The sequence below is a fragment of the Streptomyces sp. NPDC048297 genome, from assembly GCF_043201585.1.
Classification (GTDB): Bacteria; Actinomycetota; Actinomycetes; order Streptomycetales; family Streptomycetaceae; genus Streptomyces.
This window is the reverse complement of the sequence record NZ_JBICZA010000059.1, coordinates 1-14915: the sequence shown is the minus strand read 5'-3', so window position 1 is coordinate 14915 and position 14915 is coordinate 1. Positions and strand designations below refer to the sequence as shown.

The 14915-nt window shown below is 73.0% G+C and carries 14 protein-coding genes and 2 pseudogenes; 12 read left to right on the top strand and 4 right to left on the bottom strand.

Annotated elements, in window-relative coordinates; translation table 11 throughout:
* Window positions 1–25: 25 nt before the first annotated feature.
* Complete coding sequence (pqqB, locus tag ACGFYV_RS36145; RefSeq protein WP_393882786.1) at window positions 26–952, top strand: pyrroloquinoline quinone biosynthesis protein PqqB; 927 nt, start codon at window positions 26–28, stop codon at window positions 950–952.
* Window positions 953–981: 29 nt separating this feature from the next.
* Here pqqB and ACGFYV_RS36140 read toward each other — a convergent pair whose 3' ends face one another.
* Window positions 982–1380, bottom strand: a complete 399-nt coding sequence (locus tag ACGFYV_RS36140) for a MarR family winged helix-turn-helix transcriptional regulator (RefSeq protein WP_393882785.1) — start codon at window positions 1378–1380, stop codon at window positions 982–984.
* A 72-nt stretch (window positions 1381–1452) separates the two neighbouring features.
* Entirely contained in the window at window positions 1453–1803 is a 351-nt protein-coding gene (locus tag ACGFYV_RS36135; protein ID WP_393882784.1) for a VOC family protein, read from the bottom strand.
* A gap of 362 nt (window positions 1804–2165) precedes the next feature.
* Between ACGFYV_RS36135 and ACGFYV_RS36130 the strand changes: the two genes are divergently transcribed.
* The 11 genes and pseudogenes from ACGFYV_RS36130 (at window position 2166) to ACGFYV_RS36080 (ending at window position 12572) form a co-directional block, all read left to right on the top strand.
* Complete coding sequence (locus ACGFYV_RS36130) at window positions 2166–2456, top strand: winged helix-turn-helix domain-containing protein (RefSeq protein WP_393882783.1); 291 nt, start codon at window positions 2166–2168, stop codon at window positions 2454–2456.
* A gap of 205 nt (window positions 2457–2661) precedes the next feature.
* A complete protein-coding gene (crcB, locus tag ACGFYV_RS36125) occupies window positions 2662–3123 on the top strand; it encodes a fluoride efflux transporter CrcB (RefSeq protein WP_393882782.1) in 462 nt (153 codons plus the stop codon).
* Window positions 3120–3284: pseudogene (locus tag ACGFYV_RS36120) on the top strand (DUF190 domain-containing protein); the annotation flags it as partial. The gene crcB (ACGFYV_RS36125) and the pseudogene ACGFYV_RS36120, both read left to right, overlap by 4 nt.
* 35 nt (window positions 3285–3319) lie before the next feature.
* A complete protein-coding gene (gene crcB, locus ACGFYV_RS36115) occupies window positions 3320–3694 on the top strand; it encodes a fluoride efflux transporter CrcB (protein WP_393882781.1) in 375 nt (124 codons plus the stop codon).
* 82 nt (window positions 3695–3776) lie between these two features.
* Complete coding sequence (locus ACGFYV_RS36110; protein WP_393882780.1) at window positions 3777–4613, top strand: undecaprenyl-diphosphate phosphatase; 837 nt, start codon at window positions 3777–3779, stop codon at window positions 4611–4613.
* Between the two features lie 253 nt (window positions 4614–4866).
* Window positions 4867–5544, top strand: a complete 678-nt coding sequence (locus ACGFYV_RS36105) for a FadR/GntR family transcriptional regulator (protein ID WP_393882804.1) — start codon at window positions 4867–4869, stop codon at window positions 5542–5544.
* A 151-nt stretch (window positions 5545–5695) separates the two neighbouring features.
* Window positions 5696–6712, top strand: coding sequence for an asparaginase (locus tag ACGFYV_RS36100; RefSeq protein ID WP_393882803.1), 1017 nt, complete (start codon window positions 5696–5698; stop codon window positions 6710–6712).
* Between the two features lie 276 nt (window positions 6713–6988).
* Complete coding sequence (gene aspA, locus ACGFYV_RS36095) at window positions 6989–8401, top strand: aspartate ammonia-lyase (RefSeq protein ID WP_393882779.1); 1413 nt, start codon at window positions 6989–6991, stop codon at window positions 8399–8401.
* Between the two features lie 105 nt (window positions 8402–8506).
* Window positions 8507–9436 (top strand): glutaminase, encoded by a 930-nt coding sequence (locus ACGFYV_RS36090; protein WP_393882778.1) that lies wholly within the window; start codon window positions 8507–8509, stop codon window positions 9434–9436.
* A 335-nt stretch (window positions 9437–9771) separates the two neighbouring features.
* Complete coding sequence (gene mptB / locus ACGFYV_RS36085) at window positions 9772–11175, top strand: polyprenol phosphomannose-dependent alpha 1,6 mannosyltransferase MptB (RefSeq protein WP_393882777.1); 1404 nt, start codon at window positions 9772–9774, stop codon at window positions 11173–11175.
* A gap of 35 nt (window positions 11176–11210) precedes the next feature.
* Window positions 11211–12572: a glycosyltransferase 87 family protein gene (locus ACGFYV_RS36080; RefSeq protein WP_393882802.1), complete on the top strand. Its 1362-nt coding sequence runs from the start codon at window positions 11211–11213 to the stop codon at window positions 12570–12572.
* An 83-nt stretch (window positions 12573–12655) separates the two neighbouring features.
* Here ACGFYV_RS36080 and ACGFYV_RS36075 read toward each other — a convergent pair.
* Both ACGFYV_RS36075 and rho read right to left on the bottom strand, forming a co-directional pair.
* Window positions 12656–13489 (bottom strand): annotated as a pseudogene (locus ACGFYV_RS36075) (D-alanyl-D-alanine carboxypeptidase family protein); the annotation flags it as partial.
* A 130-nt stretch (window positions 13490–13619) separates the two neighbouring features.
* The coding region (gene rho, locus ACGFYV_RS36070; protein WP_393882776.1) for a transcription termination factor Rho at window positions 13620–14915 on the bottom strand (1296 nt) is incomplete at its 5' end.

Below are 14915 nucleotides of genomic sequence, written 5' to 3'. Positions count from 1 at the left end.
GACGGGTGCGAAGGAGCCGATGATCGTGAGGGTCGTTCTGCTGGGCACCGCCGCCGGGGGCGGCTTTCCGCAGTGGAACTGTGCCTGCGCGCTGTGCGCGGGCGCCCGGGACGGCAGACTGCCCACCCGCACCCGGGAGTGCGCCGCCGTCACCGGCAACGGCCGCGACTGGTGGCTGCTCAACGCCTCGCCCGACCTGCGCATCCAGCTCACCGCCACCCGGGTCCTGTGGCCGGGGCCGGGGCCGGCGTCGGGGCCCGCGTCCGGGTCCGGGGACACTCCGCTGCGCGGGGTCCTGCTCACCGACGCCGAGGCCGATCACGTCACCGGGCTGCCCGAACTGCGCGGAGCCGCGGGCCTCAAGGTCTACGCGGCCCCGCCGGTTCGCGCCGTCCTCACCCCGCTCCGCGCCGCCCTGGACCGCTACGCCCCGTGGGAATGGGCCGACAGCCTGGCCGACGGCGGCTTCGTGCTGGCCGGCGGACTGGTCGTCACGGCCCACTCCGTGGGCACCAGGATCCCCACGTACGTGCCCGCGCGGGCGCCCTGGCCGGACGGTCCCTGGGTGACGGCGTACCGCGTCGAGGACCTGGCCAGCGGGGGAGTGCTGCTGTACGCGCCTTGCGTCGGCGCCTGGAGCCCCGCCCTGGACGAGCTGTGCGCGTCGGCCGACTGCGCGCTGCTGGACGGCACCTTCCTCGCGGCCGGCGAGACGGGCACGGCGACGGTGGCGACGGTACGGCCCGGCGACGACCGGGCGGCCATGGGACACCTGCCGGTCACCGGCCCCGAGGGTACGCTCGCGCACCTGGCCCGGCCCCCCGGCTTCCGCCGGATCTACACCCACCTCAACCACACCGACCCGCTGCTCGACCCGGCCTCTCCCGCACGCGCGCGCATGAGCGCGCAGGGCGCGGAAGTCCTGGACGACGGGGCGGAGTTGGAGATCTAGAACGGGCGCGGTCGTGGCCCGGCCGAGGCCTATCCGGCCGGTTCGGCCAGCATCCGTTCCAGCACCGCCCGCTGCAGCGGCAGTACCTCGGCGTACAGGTCGCGGCCCTTGAGGGTGAGGGCGACCCATACGCCGCGCCGGTCCTCCGCGCACACCGAGCGCTCGACCAGGCCCTCCTTCTCCAGCCGGCCGATCAGCCGGGACAGAGCGGACTGGCTGAGATGCACCCGCCCGACCAGGTTCTGCACCCGGCACTGGTCGCCCTGCTGGGGCGACTCGGTGGCCAGCAGGTCCAGCACCTCGAAGTCGCTGGCGCCCAGCCCGTACGGGTGCAGGACACGGTCGATCTCGCACGTCGTGTGCGCGTGCAGCGTGAGGATGTCCCGCCAGCGCTGCTCGAGCCGGGTGTCGGCCGTCTTGACTGCCATACCGGCACCGTAGCACCGATTCAGCCAGTCATTGAGTGTGCAACTAGTGTGAGTGCAAGGGGCTGGTGAGGCTCAGGAGACCGGGTCCTGGAGCAGCCCCATCATGTTCCCGTCCGCGTCCTTCACCGCCGCGACGAGCCGGCCACCGCCCACGTCCTGCGCGTCCTGCACCAGCTCCGCGCCCGCCGCCAGCAGAGCCGCGAGCCGCTCCCGCAGATCGGTGACGTGCCAGTACGGCACCGGACCGGTGAGACCCCTCGCGTGTCCGTTCGGGTCGAGGCCGACGTCCTGCCCCTCGGCCTTGAAGCCGACGTAGTAGGGCTCGTCCGCGTACGGCTCGACCCCCAGCAGGGCGGTGAGCAGGGTCTTCGCCCGCTCCAGGTCCTTGACCGGGTAGATGATCGTCTGCAGGCCGGCGCTCATGGCACTCACTCCTTGTCGATACGTGCACCGACGGTTCTCCGCCGGTGCTCCCACGCTAGGCAGGGCGGGCCCGCAGCCGCTTCTCCGATCCTGCCCGGTCGCGGCACAACGGGTGGACGGGACCGGTCGGACCGGGCGAGCGGCGGCGCTGTTCGGCCACGCCGGGCCACCGCCCGCCGCGCACCGGCCGCCACTGCCTGCCGGGCCCTTGTCCTGGGCAGGCCCTTCAAGAGGCGTACGCCTCGTGGCCGTCCTGCCGTGCGGTACCGGACAACGGCGACGGAGGCCCGGACGCGGCCGAGTCGCCTGCGCCACAGTGGGAACACCGTGCGGTAGGGACGCCGCGAACGGAGGCGGGCGCGATGACGGGCACTCCCTCGGGCCGCATACGGATGACCATCCTGGCCTGGCTCAAGGACCCGGCGGCCCACTTCCCCGCCGGCCGCTGCCACCGCGACCCCGCCGAGACCGGCGTCACCGCACGGGCCCTCGCCGCCAAACTCGGCGTCCCCCGCCGGACCGCCGCGGCCCATCTCGACTTCCTCGCCCGCCTCGGTCTGCTGCGCACCCGGCGGATCCGCTGCCGCACTCACTACCGGCGCGACGAGGCCCGCATCGCCGAGGTGATCCGCGTCTTCGAGACCGGCTGGTGAGCGGCGCCCCCTCCTCTGCTCTCCTGCGCTGTCCTGCGCTTGCTCTCCTGCACTGTCCTGCGCTCGCCCGTGCTCCTCTGCGCGCCCCCGCGCCGTCCACGGCAACCGGCGCCGGACGGCCCGGCGGTAACCTGGTGCCCAGCCGTGATCACCCGTCGGGGCAGGGCCGGACAGGCCGGAGAGGCCGTACAGGAGACCTACCGCTATGACAGCCCCGGAAGCAGAGAGCGTCCGCGTCCGCCCCGCATCGCCGCGGCGGTCCGAGTGGCGCACCCAGGCGCCCGTCGTCGCGGTGGTCGCCGTGGGCGGTGCCCTCGGTGCGACCGCCCGCTACGCGCTGACCCTGGCGTGGCCCACCCCGGTCGGCCACTTCCCATGGGCGACCTTCTGGACCAACGTCGTCGGCTGTGCCGTGATCGGCGTGTTCATGGTGCTGATCACCGACGTGTGGGCCGCCCACCGGCTGGTGCGGCCCTTCTTCGGCACGGGTGTGCTCGGTGGTTTCACCACCTTCTCCACCTATGCCGTCGACATCCGCAGGCTCGTCGGCGCCGGCCAGGCCCGCACCGGGCTGGTCTATCTCGCCGCGACCCTGCTCGCGGCCCTCGCGGCGGTGTGGCTGGCCTCGGCCGCCGCCCGCCTGGCGCTTCCGCGGAGGCGGCGATGACCTCACTCACCGGCCGGGCGCCGCGCCTGACCGTCTGCACCGGCGAGGACGACACCTGGCACCACCGGCCCCTCCACTCCGAGATCGCGCACCGCGCCCATACGACCGGACTCGCCGGAGCCGGCGTCTTCCGCGGCGTCGAGGGCTTCGGCGCCTCCGCGCCGGCCGGTACGAACCCGAAGGGTAAGAACTCGTTGTGAACTGGCTGCTGGTCGTCCTGGGGGCCGTGGTCGGCGCACCCCTGCGCTATCTCACCGACCGCGCGATCCAGGCACGCCACGACTCCCTCTTCCCCTGGGGCACGTTCGTGGTGAACATCACCGGCTGCCTGGTCCTGGGCCTCCTGACCGGCGCGGCCTCCGCCGGTGCCGCGGGTCCGCGCCTGCAGTTGCTGCTCGGCGCCGGTCTGTGCGGCGCCCTCTCGACGTACTCGACGTTCTCCTACGAGACCCTGAGACTGACCGAGTCCGGTGCCTGGCTCTACGCTGCCGGCAATACCGTGATGAGCGTGGTGGCCGGTCTCGGTGCCGCTTTCGCCGGGGTCTGGCTCGCCGGAGCCCTGTGGACGTAGCGCTTGCCATCCGCCCCCCGGGACCGTGCATAGTAGGACCGTCTACAGCACTGTCGACCAACTATCCTCAGAACTGGATCCCATGAGCGCCATCTCCGTCGGTCAAGCCGTCGTCCTCGGAGTCGTCGAGGGGGTGACCGAGTTCCTCCCCGTGTCCTCCACCGGCCACCTCAAGATCGCCGAGGGGCTCATGAACATCCCCGTCGACGACAAGTCCGTCGTCGGGTTCTCCGCCGTCATCCAGGTCGGTGCCATCGCCGCCGTGCTCGTGTACTTCTTCAAGGACATCACCCGGATCGTCTCCGCGTGGTTCCGTGGTCTGACCAACCGCGAGGAGCGCTACCACCACGACTACAAGTTCGCCTGGTGGGTGATCTACGCGACGATCCCGATCGTCGTGGTCGGCCTGGCCGCCAAGCCCCTGATCGAAGGCCCGCTCGCCTCGCTCTGGGTGGTCGCCGGCTCCCTGATCGTCGGGTCCGGTGTGATGTGGGCGGCGGACCAGATGGGCCGCCACAAGCGTGGTGAGGACGACACCTCGTTCAAGGACGCGATGCTCGTCGGCTGCTCGCAGATCCTCGCCCTGCTCTTCCCCGGCTTCTCCCGCTCCGGCGCCACCATGTCCACCGCGCTCATCCTGGACCTGGACCGCGTCGCCGCCACCCGCCTGTCCTTCTTCCTCGGCATCCCGGCCCTGACCGGCGCCGGCATCTACGAGCTGAAGGACGCGCTCGGCGCGGGCGTCGGCGCCGCCCCGCTGGCCGTCGGCACCATCGTGTCCTTCGTGGTCGCCTACGCCTCCATCGCCTGGCTGCTCAAGTTCGTCGCCAAGCACTCCTTCAACGCGTTCGTCATCTACCGGATCGTGATCGGCGTCGGCCTGCTCGGCCTGCTCGCCACGGGCACGCTCGGCAGCTGAGCGAACCTCTCGCCACCTACGGGGTGCGGATGCCTGCACGCAGGCGCCCGCACCCCGTCCTCGTCTCCGGACACCCCCGTACTCGCTGCGTCGCTGCGGGCAGCCCTGACCCGTGCCCCGTGCCCTCTCCGGTTCCTGGACGGCGAGCCCGGACAGCGCGCCTTGACAGCCGCCTTCCGCAACCCGCAGGATCGTTCCTGTGAACCTGTCAGACAGCCAGACAGGTGGTCCGGCCCCGCGGCGCGTGAGCGCCATGGAAGCGGTCCTCGGCCACCTCCGCGGCGCCATCGAGCGCGGTGAGTACGCCATAGGCGACAAGCTCCCCTCCGAGGCCGAGCTGTGCCGCACCCTCGAAGTGTCCCGGCCCGTGCTCCGCGAGGCGCTGCGCGCGCTGCAGACGATGGGCCTCACCGTCTCCCGCACCGGCAAGGGCACCTTCGTCGTGGCCGACGCCGTCGAGGACCCCACCTTCGGCGACTACAGCGCCGGCGACCTGGTCGAGGTGCGCCGGCACATCGAGATCCCGGTGGCCGGCTACGCGGCCCTGCGCCGCACCCCGGAGAACCTGGACCATCTGACCCACCTGCTCGACCGCATGGACCGGGAGACGGACACCACCGCCTGGGTCGCGATGGACACCCTCTTCCACCTCACCGTCGCCGAGGCCGCCCAGAACCCGGTCTTCCGCCGGGTCATCGAGGAGATCCGCGACGCCCTGGCGCGTCAGTCGGCCTTCCTCAACGAGCTGGGCGGGCGCCGCGAGCAGTCCAACCGCGAGCACCGGGCGATCGTCGAGGCGCTCGTCGACGGTTGCGAGCAGGACGCCGTCGAGGCCATGAGCCACCACCTGGACCGCGTCTCGACCACCCTCTGCGCCATCGTGCGCCCCGCGCGCACGGACCTCGCCCCCCAAGGCGGGTCCGGGGCGTGAGCGAGCAGAACCCCGAAACCGCGCGGTGCGCGCGGCTCGTCGCCGGAGCGCCGATCGCGCGCCGGTACGACGTCCGCCGCCGCACGGCGAACACGTCCGCCAGGGCCGACGCGTGACCCGCGGCGCCCCCGACCTCATGATTCAGGCAGTGATGCACAGCAGCTCCCCGGCGGACGCGCCCGTCGTCCGTGAACCCCTGCACGCCCCCGTCGCCCACCTCGTCCGCGGCGGGGTCGTCGAGGGCATCCACTACGGCTCGGTCGTCGTCCTCGGCGCCGACGGCCACGTCCAGCTCCAGCTCGGCGACATCGAGGCGGCGTTCTACCCGCGCTCGGCCGTCAAGCCCCTCCAGGCCGTCGCCATGCTGCGGGCCGGGCTGCCGCTCGACGGCGAGTTGCTCGCGCTGGCCGCCGCCAGCCACTCGGGCGAGGAACGCCACCTCGCCGGCACCCGGCGCATCCTCGAACTCGCCGGGCTCACCGAGGACCGGCTGCGCAACGTCCCGGACATGCCGTACGGCGCCGCCGTGCGCGACGCCTGGATCCGCGAGGGCCGCACCGCCTCCCGGCTCGCGCAGAACTGTTCCGGCAAGCACGCGGCGATGCTGTGGACCGCCCGGCTGCGCGGCTGGTCCCTCGCGGACTACCTCGACCCGGCGCACCCCCTCCAGCAGGCGATCCGGGAGACCGTCGAGGACCTCACCGGCCAGCGGGTCGCCCGGGTCACCGTGGACGGCTGCGGCGCGCCGCTGTTCTCCATCTCCCTGCACGGGCTCGCCCGCGCCCTCGCCCGTATCGCCTCGGCCGCGCCCGGCACGCACGAGGCCCGGGTCGCCGACGCGATGCGCGAGCACGCCGAGATGGTCTCCGGCGCGGGCCGCGACGTGGCCGCGCTGATGGACGCCGTGCCGGGACTGCTCACCAAGGACGGCTTCGAGGGCGTCCAGGTGGCGGCGCTGCCCGACGGCCGGGCCGTCGCCGTGAAGATAGCCGACGGGGCGAACCGGGCCCGGATCCCGGTCGCCGCGGCGGCTCTCGCCCGCGCGGGCGTGGACCCTGAGCTGCTCACCGAGTTCGCGGGGGAGCCGCTGCTCGGGGGAGGGGAGCCGGTGGGGTGCGTGCGCGTGGCCCGCGCGCTGGACCCGGTCCCGCTCGCTGCCTGTGTCTGATCCGCCTGCGTCCGACCTGCCTACGCCTGATCCCCCTGCGTTCGACCTGCCTGTGTCTGATCCGCCTGCGTCCGACCTGCCTACGCCTGATCCCCCTGCGTTCGACCTGCCTACGCCTGATCCGCCTGCGTCCGATCTGTCTGCGGACCGGAGTGCTCTCTTCGGGGTGCTCCGGTCGTATGCGCGCTGCGGCCGTCCGTGGCCGGTCGCGCAGTTCCCCGCGCCCGTTGAGGGGCGCTTTCACCGCCGTACGTCCGAAAGAGGGCCCGCACTTCCATGACCGCCATCCGCAGCGAGCACGATCTGCTCGGTGACCGTGACGTACCCGCCGACGCCTACTGGGGTGTCCACACCCTGCGCGCGACGGAGAACTTCCCCATCACCGGCACGCCGATCTCCGCCTACCCGCATCTGATCGACGCCCTGGCCGCCGTCAAGGAGGCCGCCGCGCTCGCCAACGAGGAACTCGGTCTGCTGGTACCTCAGAAGGCGCGGGCCATCGTCGCCGCCTGCCAGGAGATACGTTCCGGCAAGCTGCACGAGCAGTTCGTCGTCGACGTCATCCAGGGCGGCGCGGGCACCTCCACCAACATGAACGCCAACGAGGTCGTCGCCAACCGCGCGCTGGAGCTGATGGGCCACGCCAAGGGGGAGTACCGGTTCCTGCACCCCAACGAGGACGTCAACCTCGGCCAGTCCACCAACGACGTGTACCCGACGGCCGTCAAGGTCGCGACGGTGTTCGCGGTGCGCGGGCTGCTCAAGGCCATGGCCGTCCTGCAGGACGCGTTCGGACGCAAGGCCGTCGAGTTCCGTGACGTGCTCAAGATGGGCCGCACCCAGTTGCAGGACGCCGTGCCGATGACGCTCGGCCAGGAGTTCTCCGCCTACGCCGTCATGATCGAGGAGGACCGCAGCCGCCTCGCCGAGGCCGTCGAGCTGATCCACGAGATCAACCTCGGTGCCACCGCGATCGGCACCGGCCTGAACGCCCCCGCCGGCTACGCCGAGGCCGCGCGCCGCCACCTCGCCGACCTCACCGGGCTGCACCTCGTTACCGCCGCCAACCTGGTCGAGGCCACCCAGGACTGCGGCGCCTTCGTCCAGATGTCCGGCGTGCTCAAGCGGATCGCGGTCAAGCTCTCCAAGAGCTGCAACGACCTGCGCCTGCTGTCCTCCGGCCCGCGCGCGGGCCTCGGCGAGATCAACCTGCCGCCGGTGCAGGCCGGTTCGTCGATCATGCCGGGCAAGGTCAACCCGGTGATCCCCGAGGTCGTCAACCAGGTCGCCTTCGAGGTGATCGGCAACGACGTCGCCATCACCATGGCCGCCGAGGCCGGGCAGCTCCAGCTCAACGCCTTCGAGCCGATCATCCTGCACTCCCTCTCGGAGAGCATCACCCACTTGCGGGCCGCCTGCCTCACGCTCGCGGAACGCTGCGTGGACGGCATCACCGCGAACACCGAGGCGCTGCGCGCCACCGTCGAGAACTCCATCGGCCTGGTCACCGCCCTCAACCCGCACATCGGGTACACGGCCGCCACCGACATCGCCAAAGAGGCCCTCGCCACCGGCCGGGGTGTGGCCGAACTCGTCCTGGAGAAGGGCCTGCTCCCGGCCGAACGGCTCACGGACCTGCTCCGCCCCGAGGTGCTCGCGGGCACCCCCACCACCGCTCCCGCCGTCTGACCGCAGTGAGCCCAGCCCCCGGGAGGCGTCGTCGTGCCCGCCGCAGCGCCGTCGCGGCCTGACCGCACGACGCCCCCCGGGGCGCCCGCGGGACGGGAGTGCGGCATGATGACGATCATGTCCTCGCAGTTCCAGCCCGTCCTCGACCGCATCCTGGACGAGATCGACCGCACTCCGGGACGCGGCCGGTCCGCCGACTACATCCCGGCCCTCGCCGCCTGCGACCCCAGAAGCTTCGGCATGGCCCTCGCCGAACTCGACGGCACGGTCTACGGGGTGGGGGACTGGCAGCAGTCGTTCTCCACGCAGTCCATCACCAAGGTGTTCACGCTCGCCCTCGATCTGGCCCGCGAGGGCGACGAACTGTGGGAGCACGTGGGCCGCGAGCCCTCCGGCAACCCGTTCAACTCGCTCGTGCAGCTGGAGTACGAGAACGGCATCCCGCGCAACCCCTTCATCAACGCGGGCGCGCTCGTCGTCACCGACCGCCTCCAGACCCGTACCGGGGACGCGGCCGGGGAACTGCTGGCCTTCCTGCGCGCCGAGAGCGGCAACCCGGGCCTGGACTTCGACCTGGAGGTCGCCGCCTCCGAGACCACGCACGGCGACCGCAACGCCGCCCTCGGCCATTTCATGGCGTCCTACGGCAACATCGACAACCCGGTGCCCACCCTGCTCGACCAGTACTTCCGGCAGTGCTCCATCGCCGCCTCCTGCGCCGACCTCGCCCTCGCCACCGGCTTCCTCGCCCGGCACGGCATCCGCGCCGACGGCAGCCGGCTGCTCACCCGGAGCCAGGCCAAGCAGGTCAACGCCGTGATGCTGACCTGCGGGACGTACGACGCCGCCGGCGACTTCGCCTACCGCGTCGGGCTGCCCGGCAAGAGCGGTGTCGGCGGCGGGATCATCGCGGTCGTGCCCGGCCGGTGCACGCTGTGCGTGTGGAGCCCGGGACTCGACGAGCACGGCAACTCGGTCGCCGGCGTCGCCGCCCTGGACCGTTTCACCACGCTCACCGGACTGTCGGTGTTCTGAAGCACTCCGACCAAGCACTCCGACCAAGCACTCCGACCAAGCACTCCGACCGAGCACTCCGACCGAGCACTCCGACCGAGCACTCCGACCGAGTACTCCGACCGAGTACTCCGACCGAGTACTCCGACCGAGTACTCCGACCGAGTACTCCGACCGAGTACTCCGAGCAAGCACTCCGACCGAGCACTCCGACCGGGACCTGCGAACCCCGCAGCGCGGGCGGCACGGCCAGCCGCCCGGCGGCGATCGGGTCCTCACGCGGCGGACATGTACGGGCCGCCCGCAGGGGGAGGCGATGTCGCCTCCCGGCCACCCGGCGTTGACACGCTGAGCCAGTGTTGGCCTTCACCTTCCCCGTCGATCTACGCCGCTGCCGGCTGCTCGGCCTGACCGGCACCGCCTGCCTCGCGCTGGGCGGTGAGAGTGCCGGTGCCCTGCCCGTGCAGGACCTCCTCGAACCCGCGTCCGCGCAAGCCGCGGTCGGACTGGTCGGGGTCTACTTCGGCGTCGTCCTGCTCATAGCGGCCTGGGCGCTGCTCGGCCGCGTGGTGCGCGGCCCGGAGCCGCCCACCCCGCGCGCCCTGCTGCTGGTGCTGGCCGTCTGGGCCGCCCCGCTGCTGCTGGCGCCCCCGCTGTTCAGCCGGGACGTCTACAGCTACCTCGCGCAGGGCGCCATGGTCGACGCCCACATGGACGTGTACGCGCACGGTCCGGCCATGCTCGGCGGGCCGCTGGCCGACGAGGTGGCCCCGGTGTGGCAGCACACCGGCGCACCCTACGGCCCCGCCTTCCTGGGCCTGGCCTCCGCACTGGACGCTCTCACCCGGGGCGAACTGCCCGCGGGGCTCCTCGGCATGCGGCTGCTCGCCCTGCTCGGCGTGGCCCTCATGGCGGTGGCCCTGCCCCGCCTGGCCCGGCACAGCGGCGCCGACCCGGCCGCCGCGCTCTGGCTCGGCGCCCTCAACCCGCTGGTCCTGCTGCACCTGGTCGCGGGCGCCCACAACGACGCGATCATGCTGGGCCTGCTCGGACTCGGCCTGGTCGCCGCGCGCGGCAGGTGGCCCTGGCTCGGCGCCGTCCTGGTCACCCTCGCGGCGCTGGTCAAGGCACCCGCGGCGCTCGGCCTCCTCGCGGTGGTGGCCCTGCAGGCCCGTGCCGGACGCCCCCCGCTGCGTGCCGTCCTGACCACCGCGCTCGCCGCCGCCGCGACCACGGTCGCCGCCACCGCCGTGGCCGGCACCGGCTACGGCTGGATCGGCGCCCTGGACACCCCGGTCTCCCCGCACAACTGGGCGCTCACCAGCCTGCTCGGCCGGGCCACCGGCGCCCTGCTCGACCATCTCGGCAGCGGCCTCGCCCCGTTGGCCGTCCCGGCCTGGCATCTGTTCGGCCTCGCCGCGACCGCCGTCGTCGTCCTGCTGATATGGCTGCGGCTGCGCCTGCGGCCCGTGTACGCCCTCGGGCTCAGCCTCCTGACGGTCGCCGTGTTCGGCCCGGCGATCCGCCCCTGGTACGTGCTGTGGGGCCTGTTCCTCATCGCCGCCGCCGCGCCGAACACCTCGGTCCGGCACCGGGTCGCGGCCCTGACCGGCGTGCTCGCCCTGGCCGTCCTGCCGAGCGGCGGACCGGCGGACGCGAGCCAGCTGGTGCTCGCGGTGTCCGGCGGCGTCCTCGGCGTGGTCGTGCTGTGGCAGGCCCATCTGACGGCGCAGGCCCCGGCACCGGGGCGTACGGCATGAGCGGTGCGCCGGGTCCCGTGCGGACCCCCCTGACACTGCCGGGCCCCCGCACCGACCGGGGCCGCCTGATCCTCGTCCTCGCCCTCGCCGCCGTCGTGATCGCGTTCACGGCGACGGTCCCGCTGCTGCGCGACTTCTTCGACCTGCGCGTCTACTACGGCACCGTGCACACCTGGATCCACCACGGCGGCCGCATCTACGACTACCGGGTGCCGGGGACGGCGTACGGCTTCACCTACCCGCCGTTCGCCGCGCTCGCCATGCTGCCGCTGGCGGGCCTCGGCCGGCACACCGCGATCGTGGCCTCCCTGCTGGTCAACCTGGCTGCCCTCGCCGTGATCCTGCGGATACTCGCCGGGCCCGACTGGCGGCGGCACGGCTGGTACGGCTGGTCGCTGGTCCTGTGCGGGCTCGCCCTGTTCGAGCCGCTGCGGGACACCTTCAGCTTCGGCCAGGTGAACCTGGTGCTGCTCGCCCTGGTCCTCCTCGACTGCCTGCTGCTCACGACCGGCCGGGGCCGCCGGGCGGGCGCCGGGATCGGGCTCGCCGCCGCGGTGAAGCTGACCCCCGCCCTGTTCATCGGTCTGCTGCTCCTCACGCGGCGGTGGCGCGCCGCCGGCACGGCGACCGTCGTGGCCCTGGCGGCGACCGGGCTGGCCGCCCTGGCGGACCCGGACGCGTCCCGGTTCTACTGGACCGAGGCGCTGTGGGACACCGGCCGGGTCGGCCGCCTCGACTACGTCTCCAACCAGTCGCTGCAGGGCATCCTGGCCCGGCTCGGCGAACCGGACCGCGCCCTGTGGGCCATCGCGGTCCTGCTGGTGCTGTCCGTGTGGGCGGTGCGCTCGCGCCGCGCGGTCGCGGCCGGCGACTGGACCACGGCCTTCGCCCTCACCGGGTCGGCCGCCTGCCTGGTCAGCCCGATCACCTGGGTGCACCACCTGGTGTGGCTGCTGCCGTCCTTCGCGGTGCTGGCCCGCGCCGGACACGTGCGGGTCGCGGGCGGGCTGTACGCGGTGCTGTGCACCAGCGTGGTGTGGCTGTGGTTCTCGGACGCCTCGGGCATAGACGGCTTCCTCGGCAGCAACGTCTACACCTGGATCACGCTGGGCCTGCTGCTGTTCCTGCCGACCGGTCAGCCGCCCGACGACCGGGAGCCCTTGACCCGCAGTGCGAGCGCCACGGCCCCCGCGCCGAGCACGGCAAGACCCGCCACGGTGGCGGTCTGCGCCCAGTCCGACTCGTCGTCCGACGCCGGGGACGTCGCCGCCGCGACGGGTACGGCGGTGGGCGGGACCTTGGGCGCGGCGGGGCGCAACCCGTCCAGCGAGCCCACCGGATCCACCCGGCCGGCAGCCGAGAAGCCCCAGTCGAGCAGCTGGCGAGCTTCCTCGTAGACGGCCAGCCCGCCGCCCTCCTGAGGGTTCATCACCGTCACCACCAGCGTGCGCCCGCCCCGGCGGGCGGCGGCGACCAGGGTGTTGCCCGCGTTGGTGGTGTAGCCGTTCTTGACGCCGATCAGGCCGGGGTAGGGGGCCACGCCGTCCTCGCCGCTGAGCAGGCGGTTGGTGTTCTCGATCTCGTACGGCCAGCTGTCCCCGGGGAACTGGGCGCGGGCGGTGGAGCAGTACCGGGCGAAGTCGGGGTTGCGCAGCCCGGCACGGCCGAAGACCGCCAGGTCGTACGCGGAGGACACCTGGCCGGGGGTGTCGTAGCCGTCGGGGGAGACGACGTGGGTGTCCAGGGCGCCGATCGAGCGGGCCTTGGTCTGCATGCGGGTGGCCGTGGCCTGCCAGCCGCCGCTCAGCGAGGCGAGCACGTGCACGGCGTCGTTGCCGGAGCTGAGGAAGACCCCGCGCCACAGGTCGGACACCTGGTAGGTGTGGCCCTCCTCGACGCCGACCAGGCTGCTGCCCTCGGCGACGTCGGCCAGCTCCTGGTACCGGACGGTGTGCCGCAGACCGGCGGGCAGCGTCGGCAGCACGGTGAGGGCGAACAGGGTCTTCAGCGTGCTCGCCGGTGCCAGTTTGCGGTGTGCCTCGCTCGCCGCCAGCACATCGCCGCTGCCGGCGTCGGCGACCAGCCAGGACAGCGCCGAGACCTCCGGCACCGCGGGTGCCCCGGGCAGCGGCCGGACCAGGACGCCGGGGCCGTAGAGCAGGGACGGCTGCGGGACGGCCGCGTGGGGCCGGGGCGGAGCGGGCTCCGCCGCGCGGCGACCGGTGGCCGCGGCGGTCGGCCCGAGGGCCAGCGCGCTCGCCACGCACAGGGAACAGGCTGATACGGCCGCCCGACGAGAGAATCCGGTGCTCATATGATCAACCTAGGAAAGGGAGGGCGGTGCGGCGCGCTGTGTACGCCGGACGGCCCAGCGGAGCAACCCGGATGACGCACAGGGGGCCTGAGCGCCGCTCGGACCGGGGGAGAGGGCGATCCGCAGCCGGTCAGCTCGTGGGCGGAGTGGGCGGAGTGGACGGAGTACGCGGAGTGGACGGCGTGGACATGGTGGGCAGGGTGGGCTGGACGCGGCGCAGGAAGGCTGCGTTGTCGGGGGTCTCCCGCATGCGCTCCAGCAGCGTCTCCAGGGCGGCCGGGCCGGTCTCCCGGGAGCGCAGGGCGCGGCGCAGGCCCCGTGTGGCCGTCAATTCGGCCGGGTTGAGCAGGAGTTCCTCGCGGCGGGTGCCGGTGGTGTCGATGTCCACGGCAGGGAAGACCCGGCGGGAGGCCAGTTCCCGGTCGAGCCGCAGCTCCATGTTGCCGGTGCTCTTCAGCTCCTCGAAGAAGTAGCCGTCGGCACGGGAACCGGTGTCCACCAGCACGGTGGCGAGAATGGTGAGCGAGCCGCCCTCCTCGGCCTGGCGGGCGGCGCCGAAGAACCGCTTGGGGCCCAGCAGCGCGCCCGCGTCGACTCCGCCGCTGAGGGTGCGTCCACCGGCGGCGGAGGCGTTGTTGTGGGCCCGGCACAGCCGGGTCAGGGAGTCCAGCAGGACGACGACGTCCTCGCCCGCCTCGACCAGCCGCTTCGCCCGCTCGACGACGAGGTCCGCGAGGGCGATGTGCTCCTTGGCCGGCCGGTCGAAGGTGGAGGCGTACACCTCGCCGCGCACCGAGCGGCGCATGTCGGTGACCTCCTCCGGGCGCTCGTCCAGCAGGACGACCATCAGCCGGCACTCGGGATGGTTGCCGGCGACGGCGGCGGCCAGTTGCTGGAGCAGCACGGTCTTGCCGCTCTTCGGCGGGGCCACGATCAGCCCGCGCTGGCCCTTGCCGACCGGCGCGAACAGGTCGGTGAGGCGTCCGGCCGGCCCCGACGCGGGATGTTCGAGACGGATCCGCTCGTGCGGGTGCAGCGGGGTCAGATCACGGAAGTGGCGCCGGCCGCGCGACTGACCGGGGACGAGCCCGTTGACGTGCGTGACGTCACTCAGGGCGCGCTGCGCCCCGCGGACGCCCTCGACGAGATCGCCCTTGCGCAGGCCGTACCGGCGGATCAGCGCCGGGGAGACCTGCGGGTCGGTGGGGGACGGGAGGAGGTGCGGGGCCCGCAGCTGCCCCTTCCCGTGCCCGTCGATGTCGAGGACACCGGTGACGAGCCGTTCGGCCGCGGCCTGCGGCGCCGCTGGGGTGTGCGTGGGTTCGATGGTGGTGGTCACTGGTGGACCCTTTCTGTTGCGGGCACCAGTGAGGTGCTCGTGGTTAGATGCCGGTGAGAGCCGGGGTGACGGCCCGTGGTGGTCGCC

Coding starts and splice junctions, on each gene's coding strand:
- ACGFYV_RS36140 (WP_393882785.1), bottom strand. CDS start 1,380: ATGGCAGTCAAGACGGCCGACACCCGGCTCGAGCAGCGCTGGCGGGAC.
- ACGFYV_RS36135 (WP_393882784.1), bottom strand. CDS start 1,803: ATGAGCGCCGGCCTGCAGACGATCATCTACCCGGTCAAGGACCTGGAG.
- ACGFYV_RS36130 (WP_393882783.1), top strand. CDS start 2,166: ATGACGGGCACTCCCTCGGGCCGCATACGGATGACCATCCTGGCCTGG.
- crcB (WP_393882782.1), top strand. CDS start 2,662: ATGACAGCCCCGGAAGCAGAGAGCGTCCGCGTCCGCCCCGCATCGCCG.
- ACGFYV_RS36110 (WP_393882780.1), top strand. CDS start 3,777: ATGAGCGCCATCTCCGTCGGTCAAGCCGTCGTCCTCGGAGTCGTCGAG.
- ACGFYV_RS36105 (WP_393882804.1), top strand. CDS start 4,867: ATGGAAGCGGTCCTCGGCCACCTCCGCGGCGCCATCGAGCGCGGTGAG.
- ACGFYV_RS36100 (WP_393882803.1), top strand. CDS start 5,696: ATGCACAGCAGCTCCCCGGCGGACGCGCCCGTCGTCCGTGAACCCCTG.
- aspA (WP_393882779.1), top strand. CDS start 6,989: ATGACCGCCATCCGCAGCGAGCACGATCTGCTCGGTGACCGTGACGTA.
- ACGFYV_RS36090 (WP_393882778.1), top strand. CDS start 8,507: ATGATGACGATCATGTCCTCGCAGTTCCAGCCCGTCCTCGACCGCATC.